The following is an 18,459-nucleotide window of genomic DNA, read 5'->3' as shown; positions in this document are numbered from 1 at the left end:
TGGCAAAATTACCATGACACACACATCGGATCGCGCGGGCGAATCCATGCCGGTTCCCCCGGAGTATTCCCTGACCCAGACAGACGTAGATGCCCAGCCAGGCCTGGCTGACGATTCATCGGACGCGGCGACCCAGCCGCCGACCGCCTGGCTGCTGTTGCGGGAAGTGGTCGAAACGGTGGTCCTCTCCCTGGTGATCTTCCTTCTGATCCGCCAGGTGGTGCAGAACTACCGCATCGAGAGCCACTCCATGGAGCCCAACTTCTACGAGGGGCAGTTCATCCTGGTCAACAAGCTGGCCTACAAGCTGGGCACACCGAAACGGGGCGACGTCATCGTCTTCCACAACCCCAACAACCCCAGCGAAGACTACATCAAACGGGTCATTGCCCTGCCCGGCGACACCCTGGAGATCCGGGATCAGACCATCTACATCAACGGCAAGGTGTTGAACGAACCCTACGCCCAGAACCGCCTCAGCCCCGGCACCGTCTATGGGCCGGTGGTGATCGAACCGGACCATCTCTTCGTCATGGGGGATAACCGCCCCAACTCCTCGGACAGCCGACGCTTCGGCCAGCTTTCGGAGGACTTGATTGTGGGCCAGGCCTGGCTGCGCGTCTGGCCGCTCAATCAGTTCGGCCTGATCCAGCACTATGCCCTCGAGCCAGGCGTCCCTGCCACCGTGGCCGGATCATCGTAAAAAAGCCGGCAAGAATTCGCCGGCAGCTTCCACCAGAGGCGGGCGCGCCCAGAGGGCACCCGGAATTTCTGCCGGGGTGTTGACGCCAGGCCGTCGCGGCCTGGCTGACCATTTCACCTGTCCTATCCTGGCAGAGTTTCACCCACCGTGCCGCCTGGCGGCCATCGGGTCGAACATCTGCCGTTTTTTGACTGGACCATCACAGGAGGTCACCGTTGTCCAAGTCATCTCAGAGTCCATCGGCCCCATCCCTGGCCGATCTGCGTGCCAAAATCGCCGATGCGGTCGCCGCGCTCCAGGGCCATCCGCCCCAGGAGGAAGCCGGGACGCTGCCTGACCTGACCCCGGCCCAGGTAGCCGCCATGATCGATCACACCCTCCTCAAGCCGGACGCCACCTCGGCCCAGATCCGCCGGCTCTGCGCCGAGGCCCAGGAATATACCTTCGCCGCCGTCTGTGTCAATCCCACCTGGGCAGCCCTCTGTGTGGAGCTGTTGGCCGAGAGTCCAGTTCGGGTCTGTTCGGTGGCCGGGTTCCCGCTGGGAGCCACCCTGCCCGAGGCCAAGGCCCTGGAGACCGAGCGGCTGGTGGCCCTGGGGGTGCAGGAAGTGGACATGGTGATCAACGTCGGCCGCCTGAAGGATGGCGATCTGCAGGCCGTCTGGGCGGATATTGCCGGCGTCGTCCAGGCCGCCCATGGCCAGGATGCCCTGGTCAAGGTGATCATTGAGACTTGCCTGCTGACCCAGGAGGAGAAGGTGGCAGCCTGTGTCCTGGCCCAGGAGGCCGGAGCCGATTTTGTGAAGACCTCCACCGGGTTCAATGGCCCTGGCGCCACCGTCGCCGACGTGGCCCTGATGCGCCAGGTGGTGGGCCCCCACATGGGCGTCAAGGCGGCCGGTGGCGTCCGCACCGCGGCCGACGCCCGCCGCATGATTGCCGCCGGCGCCACCCGCATCGGTGCCAGCGCCGGCGTGCAGATTGTCCAGGGATTCATGGCGGGTGACCCGGCTGCTTCCGCGGCCCCCACGGTCGACCCGACGGGAGGAGAAACCTACTGATGTCTGCCCGAGTCCAGGACTATGCCCTGATCGTGGGCCACGTTTGGCGCTGTCCCACCTGTCGAGAGGCGTTGCTCACCCAGCCAGAGACCACCTGGATGGGATACAAGCTCAGCGAGGAACAGCGGGAACGGCTGCGCCAGCTGGATGAGGAAAGTTTCCAGACCTTGATGCGGCTCTCCGAATGCACCGGCCTTTCCCCCCAGGAGCTGGAATCGGCCATCGAACACCCCCGGGCCCGCCTGCGTCACCTGGGGAGCACCCGTGGCGAGTACTTCTTTCGCCCCAACTCGGGGACACGTTCCTGAAATGGGCGGCCCCTTTCCTATCCTGCCAAATCATCCACTCGTGATCCAGCGCCCTGTGCCATGAAACAGATCATCCCAGGCCTTTGGGAAATTGATGAGATCGGCGACGCGGTCCACTGTTACCTGTGGGAGTGGGAAGAAGGCCTCACCCTGATCGACACAGGCTTTCCCCGGGATGCCAAGACCATCCTGGATGCCCTGATCCGCCACGGGCATCCACACCACCGGGTGCGGCGCATTATCGTCACCCACGCCGACCTGGACCACACCGGCGGGCTGGCCCAGATCCGTCGGGCCACCCGGGCCCCGGTCGCCTGCCATGCGGTGGAGAAAGAGTTGCTGGAATACCCCTGGCGGCGACGACCCGGCGCCTTCTGGATGCGGCCTGTCCTCTGGCTGGCGGGCCAGCTCCCTGGCTACCAGCAGCGGCCTGTCACCCCGGACGAACTGTTGGTGGACGGCCAGACGCTGCCGGAAGGCTTTACCGTGATCCACACCCCTGGCCACACCCCCGGCCACATCTCCCTCCTGCACAGAGAACGCCGCCTGCTCATCGCCGGCGACGCCCTCTCCAACCGGGGCGGCAAGCTGCGCCCGCCCAACGGCATCTACACCACCGATATGGACAACGCCCGGCGCAGCCTCTGGAAGCTGGCCAAGAAGTACGGCGACGACTTCGAGACCGTGGTCTTCGGCCATGGCCCGCCCATCCTCAACCACGGGGGCAAACGCGTCAAGGCACTGGTCAGCCGCCTCTTTGCCACCGAGGTGTAACCCCCGGGGACCCTGGATGGGTAGCCAGCCTGCTGGCTTCAGCGGCCCACATCCCTGAGCGCGACATTGGCGCAGATCTGCACCGGGTCGTACGGGTGGGAATAGGGCGGCGCATAGGAGAGATCCAGCATGCCCACGTCGGCCACGGTCATGCGCGCGGTGATGGCCGTGGCCACAATGTCGATGCGCTTGTTGACCCCGGCCTTGCCGGCCAGTTGCCCACCCAACACCCGACCATCCCGCCGGTCGAAGACCAGCTTGACCTTCAGGGGCTCCGCGCCCGGCCAGTAGCCGGCCTTGTCGTCGTTGGTAATGACCGCGCTGCCTACCCATTCTCCCTGCTCACCGAATTTGCCGCTGGCGCGGGCGGCCTGCTCGGTTACGCCGGTGACGGCCACCGTGTAGTCGAAGACTTTGACCACCGCCGTGCCCAGGATCCCCGGGAAGCGGGCATCGCCGCCGGCCATGTTTTCCCCGGCCACCCGTCCCCCTTTGTTAGCGGACGTGGCCAGGGGGATCCAGGCATTTTCCTCCAGGACCAGGTGATAGTGTTCGACACAATCGCCGGCCGCGTAGATGTGCTCATCGCTGGTGCGCATGTGGTCGTCCACCCAGATGGCGCCGGTCTGCCCCATGCGCAGGCCGGCCTGGCGGGCCAGTTCCCCATTGGGGCGCACGCCCGTGGCCACCAGCACCAGATCCGCAGGCAAAGTGCCCGCCTCCTCCGTGACCACGGCCAACCCCGGGTTGTCCTGCTGGATGGCTGTGACCCGGGTGCCGGTGTGGATGGTTACGCCCTGCTGTTGGACGTGCGCGGCCACCTCTTCCACCATCTCCGGGTCGAAGTTGGGCAGGATCTGGGGCAGCATCTCCACGACGGTGACCTCCAGTTCCCGGTCCCGGAAGGCCTCGGCCATCTCCAGGCCGATGTAGCCGCCGCCAATGATCACGGCCCGGCGGGGCTGCCGGCTCTCCAGGAAGTGGTAGATCTGTTGGGCGTGGCTGAGGCTGCGCAGGGTGAAGACGCCGGGCAGATCCAGGCCGGGGATGGGCGGCCTGGCCGGTGAAGCGCCGGTGGCGATCAGGAGCAGGTCATAGGGCTGCTGGAAGGAGGTGCCGTCCCCAAGCTGGCGCACGGTGACCTCTCTCCGGACCGGGTCGATGGCCACCACCTCGTGGTGGGTCCGCACGTCGATTCCCCGGCGCTTGCGGGCTGCGTCCACCGTCAGCACCAGGAGTCTACGGTCGGAGTCGACCACACCGCCGATCCAGTAGGGCATCCCACAGGCTGAATAGCTGATGTGTTCCCCTTTTTCGAAGACGATGACGTGGGTGTCGGGGCATTCTCGTCGGATCTTGCTGGCGGCGCTCATGCCTGCTGCGTCGCCGCCGATGATGACCATGGTAGAAGATGACATGGGTGCCGTCCTTGTGACTTCGATGGTGGAGTACTGGCGATGATTGGTGTTTGCGATTCTATTCTACCGCCATGGGGCGATTACAGGCCGTAACCTCAGTAACAAAACCAAAGTGTATTCGTGATTTTGGGTGGGGCTGATTTGACAATCTCCCCCTGGAATGATAGTATACCAGCCATCAACTTTGGTGCCTCCGCCAAGAAGAAAGCGCTGGCGAAGTCACACTGACCTACAGGTGGCACCCAGATGCGACACAGCGTGGAGGCGTGGTGTAGCGGTTAGCATATCGGCCTGTCAAGCCGAAGGTCGCGGGTTCAAATCCCGTCGTCTCCGCCAAAGTTGGTAGACGCCCTGCCGGATTCCGGCAGGGCGTTTTCTTTTGTTGGTTTTCTTTGGTAGATTGTGCTGATGGAGCTTGATGGGTTTACATGTCGAGCGGGCGGTCTCCTTAATGTCTTTGTAAGGTGAAGTGGCGGTTTCTGCAGGGAATTTGGCGTTTTTTAGCAAAATTCAGCCAAATTGGGACTTTACAAACCCGAGGACCTGTGCTACTATAGGGACCATGAACTGCTTGTTCATTGCGGTGCGGCTCAGCCGCTATCGGGGGAACCGCAATGAACGGCAGTTCTTCTTTTTTTTACCCGTTTGACCCCACTCCCAAAAGCCACAACTTAATCCACAGATGACCGAGGATAAAAATGAAGGGCGGGCTTTCAACCCGCCCTTGCGATCTGGCCTCGACAGTTCACCTGCTGTGACAGGCTCTATCCCCGGGTGACCCGCAGAAATTTTCGCTTGCCGGCCTGAATGACCAACTCCTGCCCGTTGGGCACCTGCACCACCTGATCCAGGTCCGCCACGGTTTCGCCGTTGATGCGGACGCCGCCCTGCTGGATCAGGCGACGGCCTTCGCTCTTGCTCTTCACCAGGCCTGCCCGATGGAGCAGCTCCACAATGTTGAGCGCCTCCTGCAACTGAAACGTGGGCGCATCGCTGGGCGCCTCGCCGGCGTGCATGCGCGCGGCGTCCCGGGCCGCCTGCTCGGCCGCCTCTTCGCCGTGGAAGATGCTCACGATCTCCCGGGCCAGCCGGTGCTTGAAGGTGCGCATGTCCAGGGTGCCCGCCTCGATCTGGCGGAACATCTCGTCGATCTCTTCCTGGCTCCAGCGGGTGACCAGCTCCGCGTAGTTGCGCATGGCTGTGTCGGGGACGTTGAGCACCTTGGTGAAGATGACGCCGGGGGGCTCATCGATGCCGATGTAGTTGCCCGCGGACTTGCTCATGCGCATGACGCCGTCGGTGCCCACCAGGATGGGGGAGGTGAGCACCACCTGGGGCCGCAGGCCGAAGGCCTCCATCAACTTGCGGCCGGCCATCAGGTTGAAGAGCTGGTCGGTCCCCCCGATCTGGACGTCCGTCTCCAGGGCCACCGCGTCGTACCCCTGCATCAGCGCGTAGAAAAATTCGTGGAGCCAGATGGCGTCCCCGTTCTGGTAGCGTTTCTGGAAGTTGTCCCGGGCCAGGAATTGCTGCACGGTGAAGTGGCTGGCCAGCTGGATCACGTCGCCGAAGGTGAGTTTGCTCAGCCATTCGTGGTTGTAGCGCACCCGGGTCTTCTCCGGATCCAGAATACGCCAGGCCTGTTCGGCGTAGGTCTTGGCCTTGGCCAGGGCCTCTTCCAGGGTCTGCTGCTTGCGTACGCTCTCCTTGTCGCTGGGGTCGCCGATGATGCCGGTGAAGGTGCCGATCAGGAAGGTGACATCGTGGCCCAGGTCCTGAAACTGGCGCAGCTTGCGCATGGTGATGGTGTGGCCCAGGTGCAGGTCCGGCGAAGAGGGGTCGTAGCCGCAGTAGACCTTGAGGGGGCGGCCGGTGTTGTAGCTTTCCTCCAGGCGCTCCCGCAGCTCCCGCTCCATGTTGACATAGGTTTGTTCGTCCCCAAAGTCGACCCCGCGCATGAGGATGCGCATCTGCTCATGGACGGGTGGAAACTTGGCCATTCGCATCTCCCTTCTACGTTTCTTTCAAAGAAAAACGCGTGGACCTTCGCGCCACGCGTCTGGAAAACCTGGGAAACTGGCTGTGGGCAATCAGGGCTGCCCGGTTTTGGCGCGAGGCAGGCAAGGGCTGGGGCGCTGTCCTCCGCCCCCAGCATACGAGTAGGAACCAATGTGCAATCCGCTCTGCCGTCTACGCCGCTGATTCATGCTTCCATGATACTTGAAGAACCCACTCCGGTCAACATTCCGGGCAGGCAAACAGGGCGCTATGATCGCCATCATTCGGGCCGTGCCGAGACCACCTGGCCAAAGGTGTTGATCTCCAGGAGCCAGCGGCTGTTGGGTTGACATTGGGCCCATTCCTCCACGGAGCGCATCTGGTAGGCGTACTGCCTGTCGTTGGCCATGAAGACACACTCGTAGCGGGCACTTCGCTCCCCTTCCCGCTGGCCCTCGGCCAGGCTCAGCACGGGCCAGCGAGGCGCCAGGTCGTTGCCCGTGGCCGTGACCCGGTCGATTACCTGCCACTCCTCCACCTGGTAGGTGCATCGGTCGGCGTAGACCTGGTACCGGCAATCCTGCACCACCTGCCCCAGACCGGTACCGGTGTCCACCGTGTAGGGTGTGCCACAGATTTCCTGGCTGCCGGGCACCGGTTCATCCACCACTTCCCGCACCTGGGCGGTACAGGCCTCCACCGTTACGTCCGGTGGGATCTCGTCCCGCCAGGCGGACCGTTCCACCGGCACCAGCCCTTCCACCTGGATGGTCTGGGTCCAGCGGGCTTCCACCACCGTGCCCACCGTACCCGCCGTTCGGTTGGCCAGCACGCCATAGGTGATCATCGCGGCGACCAACAGGCCGACGGCCAGCAGCACATACCGGAGACAGCCGCCGGATGGGGCCGGCCTGGGCCGGGCGGCGGGTGCCGTTTTGGTGGGGCGGCCCAGGGCCGCGCCGCACTGCTGGCAGACGCGCGCACTGGCCGGGTTCTGGGCACCGCACGCAGGACACTGCACCTCCGGGGCCGGGCCTGGCTGAAAAGCACCGAGGACGGCACCGGCTTCCCGTTTCTTGCCCGCATCCAGCTGGGCCCCACACTGGCGACAGGTTTGGGCATCGGCCGGGTTGCGCGCGTCGCAGTAGGGACAGTGGATGTCCGGCCCTGCCGCTGCCTGCGCGGCCGTCTCCTCGTCGGTCAACAGGGAAGCTTCGGCCGGCAGGTGAAATTCCACGTCGTCGGGCTGGGGCGCTCCGCAACCGCTACAGGTGCGCTGGGGGCCCGGGTTGCGGGTCTGGCAGGCGGGGCACGTCCATTCCAGTTGGACGTAACCCAGTTCTTTTCGGGGCATGGCTCTGTGTCCTGGGTTGAATGGGAGGATGTGGGCCTTGTCGCCGGCCAGGATGCAGCCGCTTCCCGGGCCACGTCGTGCTGGCAGGCTTCCCGAGTGTAAGCTGGATGCCCGGGGATGTCAAACGTTGGTGGGCTGTGGACATGCCAGCATGACAGGGGTTTGTCATCTTCGATCCGAAATGGGTACAATGGGGCATGGCCATGTTTAGGCGATTTGGTTTTGGCGAAGAACCGCCCTCCGAAGGGGACACCGAATTCCGTTGGGAATTTTCCGGCGCGGTCGCAGACTTCCAGCAGCCGACGGACCCGGGCGACGATCCCCAGGTCGTTCACCCGGGTGGCGCCGGCCTGTTGGACGCGTTCCGCGGGCCGGACGGCGTCCGCCGGGTGGCTCAAGTCCGCCGCCAGCTGGATGCTGCCCTGGACCGGTGGTGGCAGGCCGGCACATTGCCGCCCCTGCCCCTCCTGCGGGACGGGCTGCTGGCGCTGGAGGCCGGGCACGACCTGGACGAGAGCCATCGTTCCCTGCTGCTGCGGGCAGCCCTTTTCTACCGCAAGGGCATGCTGACTGCCCTGGCCCACCAGACCGATCCTGAGCGGACAGCCATCATCCTCCAGGAGGCCGTGCTGAACGAAGAGCGGCCCCTGTCCACGTGGGAACTGTGGCGTCTGATGCAGGAGGATCCGGAGAGCGCCGCCTGGGTTCCCCTCCTGGCCCGGGAGCTGGAGGAGGTGGCGCTGATGGCAGCCGGCCGCCGTCGTCAACTGGCCCGCCGGGCCCTGGCCCAGCTCCAGCGGGATACGCCCCTGCCGCCCGCCCAAGGGGAGATCCCCCCTGGGGCTGGCTCGCAGCGCCTGCGCCGCACCCTCCTGGGGCTGCTGCTGGTGGGCCTCCTGGTGCTGGGGATGGCTCAAACTTTGCGGGGGCGCACGGTCAACAGCGTCTGGATTCCGGCCGGTATCTACCCCATCGCGGTGCAGGAGGCTTCCGCCGGGCCGCCGACGCTGGTCATGGTGGAGCTGCCGGCGTTGGCCATGGACCGGATGGAGGTCACGGTCGCCCAGTACCGCCGCTGTTACGAGGCCGGCGCCTGTCCCTGGCCGGCCGCGGACGGCAGCGCCACCCGTGAGGACTATTTCCTTAACCCGGCCTTCCATGCCTACCCTGTGGTGCACGTCTCCTGGGACGCAGCCCGCCGCTACTGTGCCTGGGCCGGAAAGCGGCTGCCCACCGAAGCGGAGTGGCAGGTGGCTGCCGGCTATGCCCCGGCCACGGGGCGCGTCTTTGTCTATCCATGGGGGGATGCCTTCTCCCCGGAGCTGGCCAACGGCCTGGCTGGCGGTCAGGGCGATACTCTGCCTGTGGGCTCCTATCGACCGGCCGGAGACAGCCCCTTTGGCCTGTCGGACATGGCGGGCAATGTGGCCGAGTGGACGGCGACCCCGGCCCAGCCCGGCACCTACGTGGTGAAAGGGGGCTCCTTCCGGGATGGCCGGGCCCAGCTTCAGGTCGCCGCCCGCCGAATGGTTTCGGGGGAGACCGCAGCCAACTGGCTGGGCTTTCGCTGCGTGGCCCCGCAGACCGCCTGGTGGCTTTCTCCCCTGGCCGGGGCCCGCCTGGAGCCGTAGGAAGCCCTGGCTGAAATTCGTCCAGGGTCTCCCCTCGGGCAGTGCCGCCGAATTTCTCCCGTGGCATCGACGCCGGACAGGAGTCGCCGGGGCAGATCCCATGCCCCTGCGATACTTGCCGCGCTGCTGAACTGTTGCTACAATCTGAACGCTTTGCCATGCCGACTGGAACGTCTATGGCTCTACTGTGATTGGAACCACAGATTCCACCGATGACACGGATGCAGTCCTGCCCGATGGTGGCCTATGTGCGGAGTGAGCATCCTCAGATGCCGACTCCGCCAATGGGTAACCCAGGGGAGAACGGCCAATGGATAACAACCGTGAAATGCTGGGCGTGGTGTTTGGGCAGCGGAGTCATCTATTGTAAAAAGAGGGATTATGTCACACGATCAGGTAGAAGTGACCGACTTAACCGCAGAGTTGGAATTCGCGTGCAAAGTGGCACGCGAGGCCGCGACCATCGTCAACACGTTTTATATCGGGTCGTCGGAAGTTCGGTACAAATCGGATCGCGAGCCGGTCACTGAGGCCGATCGCTCTGCCAACCAGCACATCGTCACCCGGGTGCGGGCCATGTACCCGGACGACGGGATCCTGTCCGAAGAATCCAAGGATGACCTGAGCCGCCTGGAAAAGGAACGGGTCTGGATTATCGATCCGTTGGATGGGACCAAGGAATTCATTGCCCGCAACGGCGAATTTTCCATCATGATCGGGCTGGCCATCCGGGGGCGGGCCATGTTGGGCGTGGTCATGCAGCCTGAGTCCGGCCTGCTCTATGCCGGGGCTGTGGGCCATGGGGCCTACCTCTACGAAGCCAACGAGCGCATCCCCCTGCGGGTCAGCGACGTGGACAAACCCAGCCGCATGGTCCTGGTCAGCAGCCGCAGCCATCGCCAGCAGATCGTGGACCGGGTGCGCGCGGCCTTACGCATCACCAGCGAGCGGGTGAGCGGCAGCGTTGGCCTGAAGGTAGGCCTGATCGTGCGCCGACTGGCCGACCTCTACGTCCACCCCAGCCCGGGCTGTAAGGAGTGGGATCTCTGCGCTCCCCACGCCCTGCTGGAGGCCGCCGGCGGCCGCATGACCGACTGTTGGGGGAACCCCATCTTCTTCAACAAGCGGGATGTACGGGCTCATAACGGCCTGGTGGCCAGCAATGGCCGCGTCCACGACCAGATCGTGGAGACTGTGGCCCGCATCTGTGAGGAGTTCGGCTACAACGAGGACGATGGTTTCTGGTAGAGATTGGCGTCATCCCTTCCCCGTTTCGTCTCTCTCCCAAGGTCAGGCCAGGGTCAGAGCTGGCGCTGAAAATCGTGGGGCCCGGGGGCGCCGTCGGCTGGCTTCGCCGCCCGCCATCCCAGCCACTCCGTAGCCCATGCCGCAGGACAGGAGGGTGTCATGGCAAGTTCGCGCTTTGAGTCCGACTTCATCTTTGGGATCCATGAGCCCGGCGGTGAGGGCCATATGCTGGCCGCGGGGAAACCCGGCTGGATTGTCTTCACCGAGGCCATCGGACACGATCCCAATAACCAGAGTGGCAAGGACTTTCGCCCCTACAGCAACCAGGGGCTGGGCGTCATCTGCCGCCTGAACAACGGCTATCACCCGGACGGCACCATTCCCCACAGCAGCCAGTACGCCAATTTCGCCCGTCGCTGTGCGAATTTTGTCGCCGCCAGCCGGGGCTGCAAGATCTGGATCATCGGCAATGAGATGAACTACGCCATCGAACGCCCTCAGGTCACCCGGGCAGCCCAGCCCGCGGCCACAGCCGCATCCCCCCAGGGCGGCCTGGTCACCATGCTCACCGCGTTGATGGACCTGGTTCAGGCCCTGTTGGGTCGCAAGCGGCCGCCGGCGGAGCCTGCAGCCGCGCCGATCCCGCCCACGCCCGATCCGGAAGATCCCCTCTTCCACGGCGCACCGGAACGCTTCAACGCGTTGGGTCGTGGGCCGGCCGGTGAAGGCCCCCAGGCTGCCGCCACCCCCCAGGCCGCGCCCAGCCAGGTTGGGGAAGTGATTACCCCCCAGCTCTACGCCCAGTGCTATCGCCTCTGCCGGCAGGCCATCCGCCAGGTGCCGGGCCACGAGGACGACCAGGTGTTGGTGGGCGCGGTGGCCCCCTGGAACAATCAGACCAGCTATCCCGGCAATGAGATTGGCGACTGGGTGCGATATTTTCAGGACATCCTGAGCCTGTTGGGCCCCGACGGCTGTGACGGCTTCACCCTGCACACCTACACCCACCAGGCCGATCCCAGCCTGATCCACAGCGACGCCAAGATGAACCCGCCCTTCCAGAATCGCCACTACGAGTTCCGGGCCTATCGGGACTTTATGGCCGCGGTGCCCCCCTCCATGCGCCACCTGCCGGTCTACATCACCGAGACCGACCAGGATGTCCCCTGGGCCAACGTCAACTCCGGCTGGGTGCAGCGGGCCTACGCGGAGATCCACTGGTGGAACAGCCAGCCCGGCAACCAGCCCATCCGGGCGTTGGTTCTCTACCGCTGGCCCAAGATCGACAAGTGGTACATCGAGGGCAAACAGGGCGTCATCGACGATTTTCGGGCCGCGCTCCAGCACGACTACCGCTGGCCCAAGGTGGTCACGACGTCGCCCCAGGGCCCCTTCAAGGCCGGCGATGTGGTCCGCACCACCACAGTCCTCAACCTGCGCCGGACACCAGGCTACCTCAACCAGCCGGCCGACGACGTCATCGCCGAGATTCCCACCGGCACCCGGGTGACCATTCTGGATGGCCAGTCCCGTCAGGCGGACGGCCTCACCTGGTGGCGGGTCCGGGCGCCCCTGGCCGACGGCCGCACGACGGACGGCTGGCTTGCCCAGTTTGGCCCCACCGGCACCACCTTCCTGGAGCCGGCCGGGGCAGAAGAGCCGCCGACGCCGCCTCCGCCCGGCGAGGCCAGCTTCAAGATGGGCGATCTGGTATTGACCCGGGACGTGGTGCGCATGCGGCGCAGCCCGGGCTACCGCAACAAGCCGGAGGCGGACATCGTCGCCGACGTGCCCCTCAACACGGTCCTCACCGTGGTGGCGGGCCCCCGCCGGGCCGATGGCCTCATCTGGTGGCAGCTGCGGGGCAAGGTGGCCGGCGTCCAGCGGGAAGGTTGGATGGCCGAGCTGGACCCCACGGGCCGTCGCCTTTTGGACAAGACCACCGCTCCGCCGCCCATCTCCGGCAAGTTCCAGGTGGGCGATCCGGTGGAGACGGTTAACTACGTGCGCCTGCGCCGCTCACCCGGCTTCCTGAACAAGCCGCCGGACGATGTGTTGGCAGACATCTGGCCGGGTACCGCTGCCCGTATCCTGGCCGGTCCCCAGGCAGCCGATGAGCTCATCTGGTGGCAGGTGGAGACCACCGACAGCCAGGGCCGTCGGGTCCAGGGCTGGATGGCCGAAAGCGCGCCCGGCGATATTCCCCTGCTGGTCTCCCGGCGTCCCAGCGCGGATCAGGCCTTCACCCCCGGCGACCTGGTCGTGGTGGTCGGCAGCGCCGGCGCCCGGGTGCGACGCAGCCCCGGCTACCAGAACAAGCCGGCGGATGACGTGCTGGGGGACTTCGCCTCCCGGGCCACCGTTTACATCCTAGATGGCCCCCGCACGGCCGATGGGCTCACCTGGTGGCGGGGGGGCGGCATCGGCAGCAACGGGCGGGAGGTGGTGGGCTGGGTGGCCCAGCAGGCCCCCGGCGATGGGTCCACCATCCCGCTGCTGGGCCGGGCGCCCCGGCTGCCCGGCACCGAGATCCCGGACAAAGCCACGGGTCGCTACCTGGGCGCGCCCTTCCAGGGGCAGTTTGGCATCGGCCAGCTCTGGGGCGAAAACCCCGATTTCTATGCCCGCTTCACCTACGACGGCGTGCCTCTGAAGGGCCACAACGGCATCGACTTCCTGACTCCCACCGGCACACCCATCACCGCGGTCGATGGCGGCCAGGTGGCCCTGGTGGGCTTCGAAGCCGGCGGCTTCGGCCACTTCGTGCTCCTGGCCCACAGCTGGGGCCAGTCCATCTACGCCCACCTGGACCGGGTGGCTGTGCAGCAAGGGCAGCAGGTGGCCCGAGGAGATGTCCTGGGCCGTTCCGGCAACACCGGCGCCAGCACCGGCCCCCACCTGCACTTTGCCATCCGCATCAACCCCTACAGCCGCACCGACGGCTGGGGAGGCTTCTCCGATCCCCTGCCCTACCTGACCCCAGAGGCGGTGATCCTGCCCGGGTACATCCAGGCGCTTCCGGCGCCCCAGGCTATGGTGGCCCCGGAAGGGGCCGTGGCAGCTCCCTCCGCCGAGGGAATCCTGCTGCCCAGACTGGCGCCCAGCCCCCTGGCGCCCGAAACGCCCGGCACGCCCAGACCGTGATGGAGGACGGATGCCGCGTCCGTTGATCGATTCGGAATTTCTCTTTGGTATCCACGAACCCGGCGGCGAAGAGCTCATGCTCTCCGCGGGCCGGCGTGGCTGGATCCTGTTCTGCGAAGCCATCGGCCACGACCCCGCCGACCGTACCGGCGTGGACTTCACCACCTTCAGCAGCCGGGGGCTGGGGATCATGTGCCGCCTGAACCATGGCTACCCGCCCGACGGCACCATCCCCCACAGCAGCCTCTACGAGCAGTTCGCCCAGCGGGTGGCCAATTTCGTGGCCACCAGCCGGGGCTGCAAGATCTGGATCATCGGCAATGAGATGAACTACGCGGTGGAGCGGCCCGGCATTCAGATCGACTGGTCCCGCCACCCGACCATCCACGGCCCCACGCCCGAGGAGTCGGATCCCATGCGCCGGGGCCTGCCCGTGCGCTTCAACGCCCTGCCCGACCACTCCACCGAGATCCGGACCACCCGGGGCGCCATCATCGACCCGGGGGAGATCATCACGCCGGAGCTCTACGCGCGCTGCTATCGCCTCTGCCGGGAGGCCATCCACCGGGTGCCGGGCCACGAGGACGACCAGGTGCTGGTGGGCGCGGTGGCTCCCTGGAACACCCAGACCATCTACGGTGACAACCCCAACGGCGACTGGGTGCAATACTTCCGGGACATCCTCACCCTGCTGGGGCCCGACGGCTGCGATGGTTTCACCCTCCACACCTACACCCACGGCCCCGACCCGGCCTTGATCGTCAGTGACGAGAAGCTGGGGCCGCCTTTTCAGCAGCGTCATCGGGAATTCCGTGCCTACCGGGACTTTCTGGAGGCCGTGCCTGCTTCCATGCGCCATCTGCCCGTCTACATCACCGAGACGGACCAGACGACCCCCTGGCTGGATGAAAACACGGGCTGGGTGCAGCAGGCCTACGCGGAGATCGACGCCTGGAATCGGGAGCCCGGCCACCAGCAGATCCGGGCCCTGATCCTCTACCGCTGGCCCCGCATGGACCGCTGGTACATCGACGGCAAACAGGGGGTCATGGAAGATTTCCGGGCCGCGCTCCAGCACGACTACCGCTGGCAGGGGGCTGAGCTGGAGGCCGAGCCCGAACCGGCTCCCCGGCCCCGGGACAGTCAGGGCCCCGCGGAACCGGCCCGGCCGGCCTATCGGGTGGAATGGCTGGACGATCAGTTCCCGGACCGGCTGGTGGCCGGCCAGACCATCACTGTGCCCGTGACCCTGCGCAATGCCGGCAGCCTGCCCTGGAGCTGGGGCGGCGGCAACCCCTTCCGGGTGGGCTATCGCTACTTCCGCAACCGGCGTCCCCTCTCCCTGGAGCCGGCCAGGGACCTGCGCACCGACATTCCCCGGGACGTGCCCCCCGGCGAGACGGTCACCGTCAACGTGCGTCTGGCCCTGCCCAACGAGCCGGGCAACTACACCCTGGAGCTGGATCTGGTGCACGAAGGGATCACCTGGTTCCGGGAGAAGGGCTCGTCGGTGCTCACCCGCTGGATCACGGTGGAGATGCCCAAACGAGTGCCCGGGATGGATGGCCAGGAGGGCGACCAGCTCCCCGTGCCCCTGTTCAGCGACGTGAGCGCGCAGCTGCCCCGCTCGGGCACCCCCTACGCCCGCCGCAGCCTGAACCAGATCCGCTACCTGGTCATCAGCCACACCGGCGCGGACCCCCGCCTCAGCCTGGAGCGCATCGCCCAGACCCATGTGCGCGCCGGCTACCCCGGCATGGCCTACCACTTTGTGGTGGACAGCGAGGGACAGATCTTCAAGGTCAGCGCCCTGGAGGAAGTGGCCAACCCGGACCAGATCTGGTCCTCCCAGGGCGTCAACATCTGCCTGGCGGGGAACTTCAGCCAGCAGACCCCCTCCATGCCCCAACTGGACGCCACGGGCCGCCTCTGCGCCTGGCTGGCCCAGAACCTGGGGCTTTCGCCCCAGAGCATCATGGGCCTGGGGGAGCTGACCGACACCGAGAGCCCCGGCGAGCCTTTCTACACGGGTATCAACTGGAAGGCCATCCTCATCCGCCAGGTCCAGCTCCACCTGGCCGCGCTGAGCGGATCCAGCGACAGCGGCCGGGTGGTGGAGATGGGCGGCCTCATCGCCGAACTGGAGCGCAAGCAGGCCACCCTGGCCGACCGGGTGACCGAACTGGAGGCGGAGCGGGAACGGCTGCTGGCCTTCAACCGGCGCCTCCAGGGGGAGATTGCCGAACTGCAGCGTCAGCTGGAGGAGCAGCCCACCCAGACCGCGGGAGGCCTGCCCATCCACAACTGGATCCAGCGGCTGCCCCGGGATCCGGAGCGCTATGTCCCCCGGCCGGCCGACAGCATCCAGTACGTGGTGATCAACCACACCGGCGTCGCGCCCGACGTCCCCCTGGAAGAGATCGCCCGGGCCCACCTGCCCGACTGGCCGGGCATCCTCTACGACTATTACATCTCCGCCGAGGGTGAAATCTACCAGACCCAACCCCTGGACCAGGTGGTGGAGACCAACCAGGTCTACCTGGCCCGGGCCATCAACATTGCCTTCGCCGGCGATTTCGACGACGGGGTGCCCACCCACGAACAGATCTACGCTGGCGGCAAGCTCATCGCCTGGCTGTTGGAGTACTTCCCCCAGCTTTCCCTGGAAAGCATCCGAGGGGTGAGCGAGTTCATCGACCACCCGTCCCCGGGCGCCCAGTGGCTGGAAGGGGCCTGCTGGAAGGAGGCCCTGCTGGCGGCAGTGCGCCGGGCGGCGGGCTGGCAGGAGAGCAGCCCGGCCGAGGCTGAGCTGCGCAACCAGGTGGCCCAGCTGGAGCAGCAGGTGGAAGCCCTGCGCCACAACAACCAGACCCTGCAGGACCAGAACGTCCAGCTCCGGGCCCAGTACCAGCAGGCCCAGGATGAGATCCGGCGGCTGCAGGGGGAGCTCCAGCAGCGGGAACAGGAGCACAAGCGCTATGTGGTGCCCAAGCCGGCCATGCGGGTGGTGGTGGAGCAGCTACCCCGGCACCCGACCCTGCGCTACGAACAGCGCCCCCTGAGCCAGATCACCCACATCGCCATCCACCACACGGCCACGCCGCCCACCGTCTCCCCGGCCCGCATCGCCGAGCTTCACGTGGCGCCGGACCCGGCCCGGGGCAAAGATGCCTGGCCGGGCATCGGCTATCACTTCTTCATCCATGCCGACGGCACCATCGACCAGACCAACTACCTGGAGACGGCCAGCTATCACGTCTACCGCCACAACATGTACGCGGTGGGCGTGGTCTTCGCCGGCAGCTTCATGAACGGCCGGGTGCCCACCACCGCCCAGCTCCGGGCCGGCGCTCATCTGGTGGCCTGGCTCATGCAGGAGCTGAACATCCCCCTGGCCCGGGTGTGGGGGCACCGGGAGTTCCCGGACAACAACACCGTCTGCCCAGGCAGCGAATGGACCCAGGGCAACCGCTGGCGGGACATGCTTTGGGAGCGGATCGAGCAGGTCCAGTCCGGCGTGGGGGTCAAGACCATCCGCCACTACATGCTCTTCTGGCAGCGCCCGTACCCCGGCCCCATGGCCCGCCAGGATCTGGTCAACGCCATCAGCTACGTGGTCCGCTTCCGCCCCACCATCGGCTTCAGCGTCCAGGACGCGCGCAACGCGGAGTATGTGACCATCGTGGGCAACGAGGCGGGCATCAGCGCGGCAGAGGAGAAGCTGCTGCGGGCCAGCGGCTGCAAGGTGGAACGCATTGCAGGCCGGGATGAAGAGGAGACCAGCCGCATCCTGGCGGAGCTGGCCAACCTGGGGCGCCGCTTCCGCTCCTTTGACGTGGATTTCTAGCCGTGTCCATCGCCATTCCCCACCCGCTGGGCGCCGCCTATCCGGTACATCTGCCTGTCTTCCAGGGCCCGCTGGAGCTGCTCCTGCACCTGATCGAGCGCCAGGAGCTGGATATCAGCGAGGTGAGCCTGGTGGCGGTAACCGACCAGTATTTGCAGACCCTGCAGCAGCTGGAGGAGATCGAGCCGGGCGCGCTGGCCGATTTTCTGGTGGTGGCCTCGCGCCTGCTCTTCATCAAGTCTCGGGCGTTGCTGCCCCAGCCGCCCGCCGGGGATGAGGAAGAAGAGGAGAACCCGGGGGACGCCCTGGTACGTCAGCTGCTGGCCTACCGTCAGTTCAAACAGGTGGCCGCGACCCTGCGGGAGCGGGAAGAACAGGGGCTGCGGGCCTACGCCCGCACCGCGCCCGTGCCCAAGGCTGTCCTGGTGGGCAGCGGGGCCGCCTCGCCGCCTGTCCTGGAGCCGGTGGGGCTGGAAAAACTCCACGCCGCCTTGCGCCGGGCCCTGGAGCGCATGCCGGTGGAACCGCCCGCGCCGCGGGTCCACACCTACGCCATCACCGTGGCTGAAAAGATCGCCGATGTCCGCGCCCGGCTGGCGGCCTGTCGGCAGCAGAGCCGCCAGGAAGGTCGGCGAGTTGGGCTGGCCTTCCACGAACTGTTGGCCGACAGTTCATGGCGCATGGAAGTGATCGTCACCTTCCTGGCCGTCCTGGAACTGATCAAGCGCCGGGAGCTGGAAGCCCGCCAGACGGAGACCTTCGGCCCCATCTGGCTCCTCCCCACGGACGAGGACTCCCCACCCACTGAAGTCCCCGCCTGACCCCCTCCTCCTGCCTACTGCCTACTTGTCGTACATCAGCACATCGTGTTGGGAATTGAGAACCTTAACAACTGAAAACCATCAGCACATCGTGTCATTCCAGACGTTGATTGGTCAGGGCGGCTGGAATGGCAAGGGTGCGTTGGAAGAGA

The 18,459-nt window shown here is 66.2% G+C and carries 12 protein-coding genes and 1 tRNA gene; 10 read left to right on the top strand and 3 right to left on the bottom strand.

The features are described 5' to 3' along the window. The first annotated feature begins 13 nt into the window (after positions 1–13). From lepB to FKZ61_RS19340, 4 genes are all read left to right on the top strand, one after another. Positions 14–703, top strand: a complete 690-nt coding sequence (gene lepB / locus FKZ61_RS19355) for a signal peptidase I (protein ID WP_141611792.1) — start codon at positions 14–16, stop codon at positions 701–703. A 362-nt stretch (positions 704–1,065) separates the two neighbouring features. Next, positions 1,066–1,764, top strand: a complete 699-nt coding sequence (gene deoC / locus FKZ61_RS19350) for a deoxyribose-phosphate aldolase (protein ID WP_141611826.1) — start codon at positions 1,066–1,068, stop codon at positions 1,762–1,764. After that, a complete protein-coding gene (locus tag FKZ61_RS19345; protein WP_141611791.1) occupies positions 1,764–2,072 on the top strand; it encodes a hypothetical protein in 309 nt (102 codons plus the stop codon). Before deoC ends, FKZ61_RS19345 begins: the two co-directional genes overlap by 1 nt. A gap of 60 nt (positions 2,073–2,132) precedes the next feature. Further along, the gene (locus FKZ61_RS19340) at positions 2,133–2,846 is read left to right on the top strand and encodes an MBL fold metallo-hydrolase (protein ID WP_141611790.1); all 714 of its coding nucleotides are present in this window, start codon (positions 2,133–2,135) and stop codon (positions 2,844–2,846) included. A gap of 38 nt (positions 2,847–2,884) precedes the next feature. Here the strand turns inward: FKZ61_RS19340 and FKZ61_RS19335 are convergent, their stop codons facing one another. Continuing rightward, the gene (locus FKZ61_RS19335; RefSeq protein ID WP_141611789.1) at positions 2,885–4,264 is read right to left on the bottom strand and encodes an FAD-dependent oxidoreductase; all 1,380 of its coding nucleotides are present in this window, start codon (positions 4,262–4,264) and stop codon (positions 2,885–2,887) included. Positions 4,265–4,524: 260 nt separating this feature from the next. Here FKZ61_RS19335 and FKZ61_RS19330 point away from each other — a divergent pair. After that, a tRNA-Asp gene (locus tag FKZ61_RS19330) sits at positions 4,525–4,600 on the top strand. A 428-nt stretch (positions 4,601–5,028) separates the two neighbouring features. On the opposite strand, the gene tyrS is transcribed toward FKZ61_RS19330, so the two are convergent. After that, complete coding sequence (tyrS, locus tag FKZ61_RS19325; RefSeq protein WP_211358646.1) at positions 5,029–6,264, bottom strand: tyrosine--tRNA ligase; 1,236 nt, start codon at positions 6,262–6,264, stop codon at positions 5,029–5,031. Between the two features lie 278 nt (positions 6,265–6,542). Next, entirely contained in the window at positions 6,543–7,616 is a 1,074-nt protein-coding gene (locus FKZ61_RS19320; RefSeq protein ID WP_141611788.1) for a zinc ribbon domain-containing protein, read from the bottom strand. A 203-nt stretch (positions 7,617–7,819) separates the two neighbouring features. Between FKZ61_RS19320 and FKZ61_RS24085 the strand changes: the two genes are divergently transcribed. The 5 genes from FKZ61_RS24085 to FKZ61_RS19295 all read left to right on the top strand — a co-directional run bounded on the left by FKZ61_RS24085 (position 7,820) and on the right by FKZ61_RS19295 (position 18,307). After that, positions 7,820–9,247 carry a formylglycine-generating enzyme family protein gene (locus FKZ61_RS24085; RefSeq protein WP_141611787.1) on the top strand — a complete coding sequence of 476 codons (1,428 nt, stop codon included), beginning with the start codon at positions 7,820–7,822 and terminating at the stop codon, positions 9,245–9,247. A 381-nt stretch (positions 9,248–9,628) separates the two neighbouring features. Next, positions 9,629–10,495, top strand: coding sequence for a 3'(2'),5'-bisphosphate nucleotidase CysQ family protein (locus FKZ61_RS19310; RefSeq protein WP_141611786.1), 867 nt, complete (start codon positions 9,629–9,631; stop codon positions 10,493–10,495). Positions 10,496–10,654: 159 nt separating this feature from the next. Then, positions 10,655–13,639: a M23 family metallopeptidase gene (locus tag FKZ61_RS19305; RefSeq protein WP_141611785.1), complete on the top strand. Its 2,985-nt coding sequence runs from the start codon at positions 10,655–10,657 to the stop codon at positions 13,637–13,639. Between the two features lie 10 nt (positions 13,640–13,649). Then, positions 13,650–17,486 carry an N-acetylmuramoyl-L-alanine amidase gene (locus tag FKZ61_RS19300; protein ID WP_141611784.1) on the top strand — a complete coding sequence of 1,279 codons (3,837 nt, stop codon included), beginning with the start codon at positions 13,650–13,652 and terminating at the stop codon, positions 17,484–17,486. A 2-nt stretch (positions 17,487–17,488) separates the two neighbouring features. Continuing rightward, positions 17,489–18,307, top strand: coding sequence for a segregation and condensation protein A (locus FKZ61_RS19295; RefSeq protein WP_141611783.1), 819 nt, complete (start codon positions 17,489–17,491; stop codon positions 18,305–18,307). Positions 18,308–18,459 lie beyond the last annotated feature (152 nt).

It is taken from the genome of Litorilinea aerophila (genome assembly GCF_006569185.2).
Classification (GTDB): Bacteria; Chloroflexota; Anaerolineae; order Caldilineales; family Caldilineaceae; genus Litorilinea; species Litorilinea aerophila.
The sequence above is the reverse complement of the archived record's forward strand: the minus strand, read 5'-3'. Positions and strand labels throughout refer to the sequence as shown.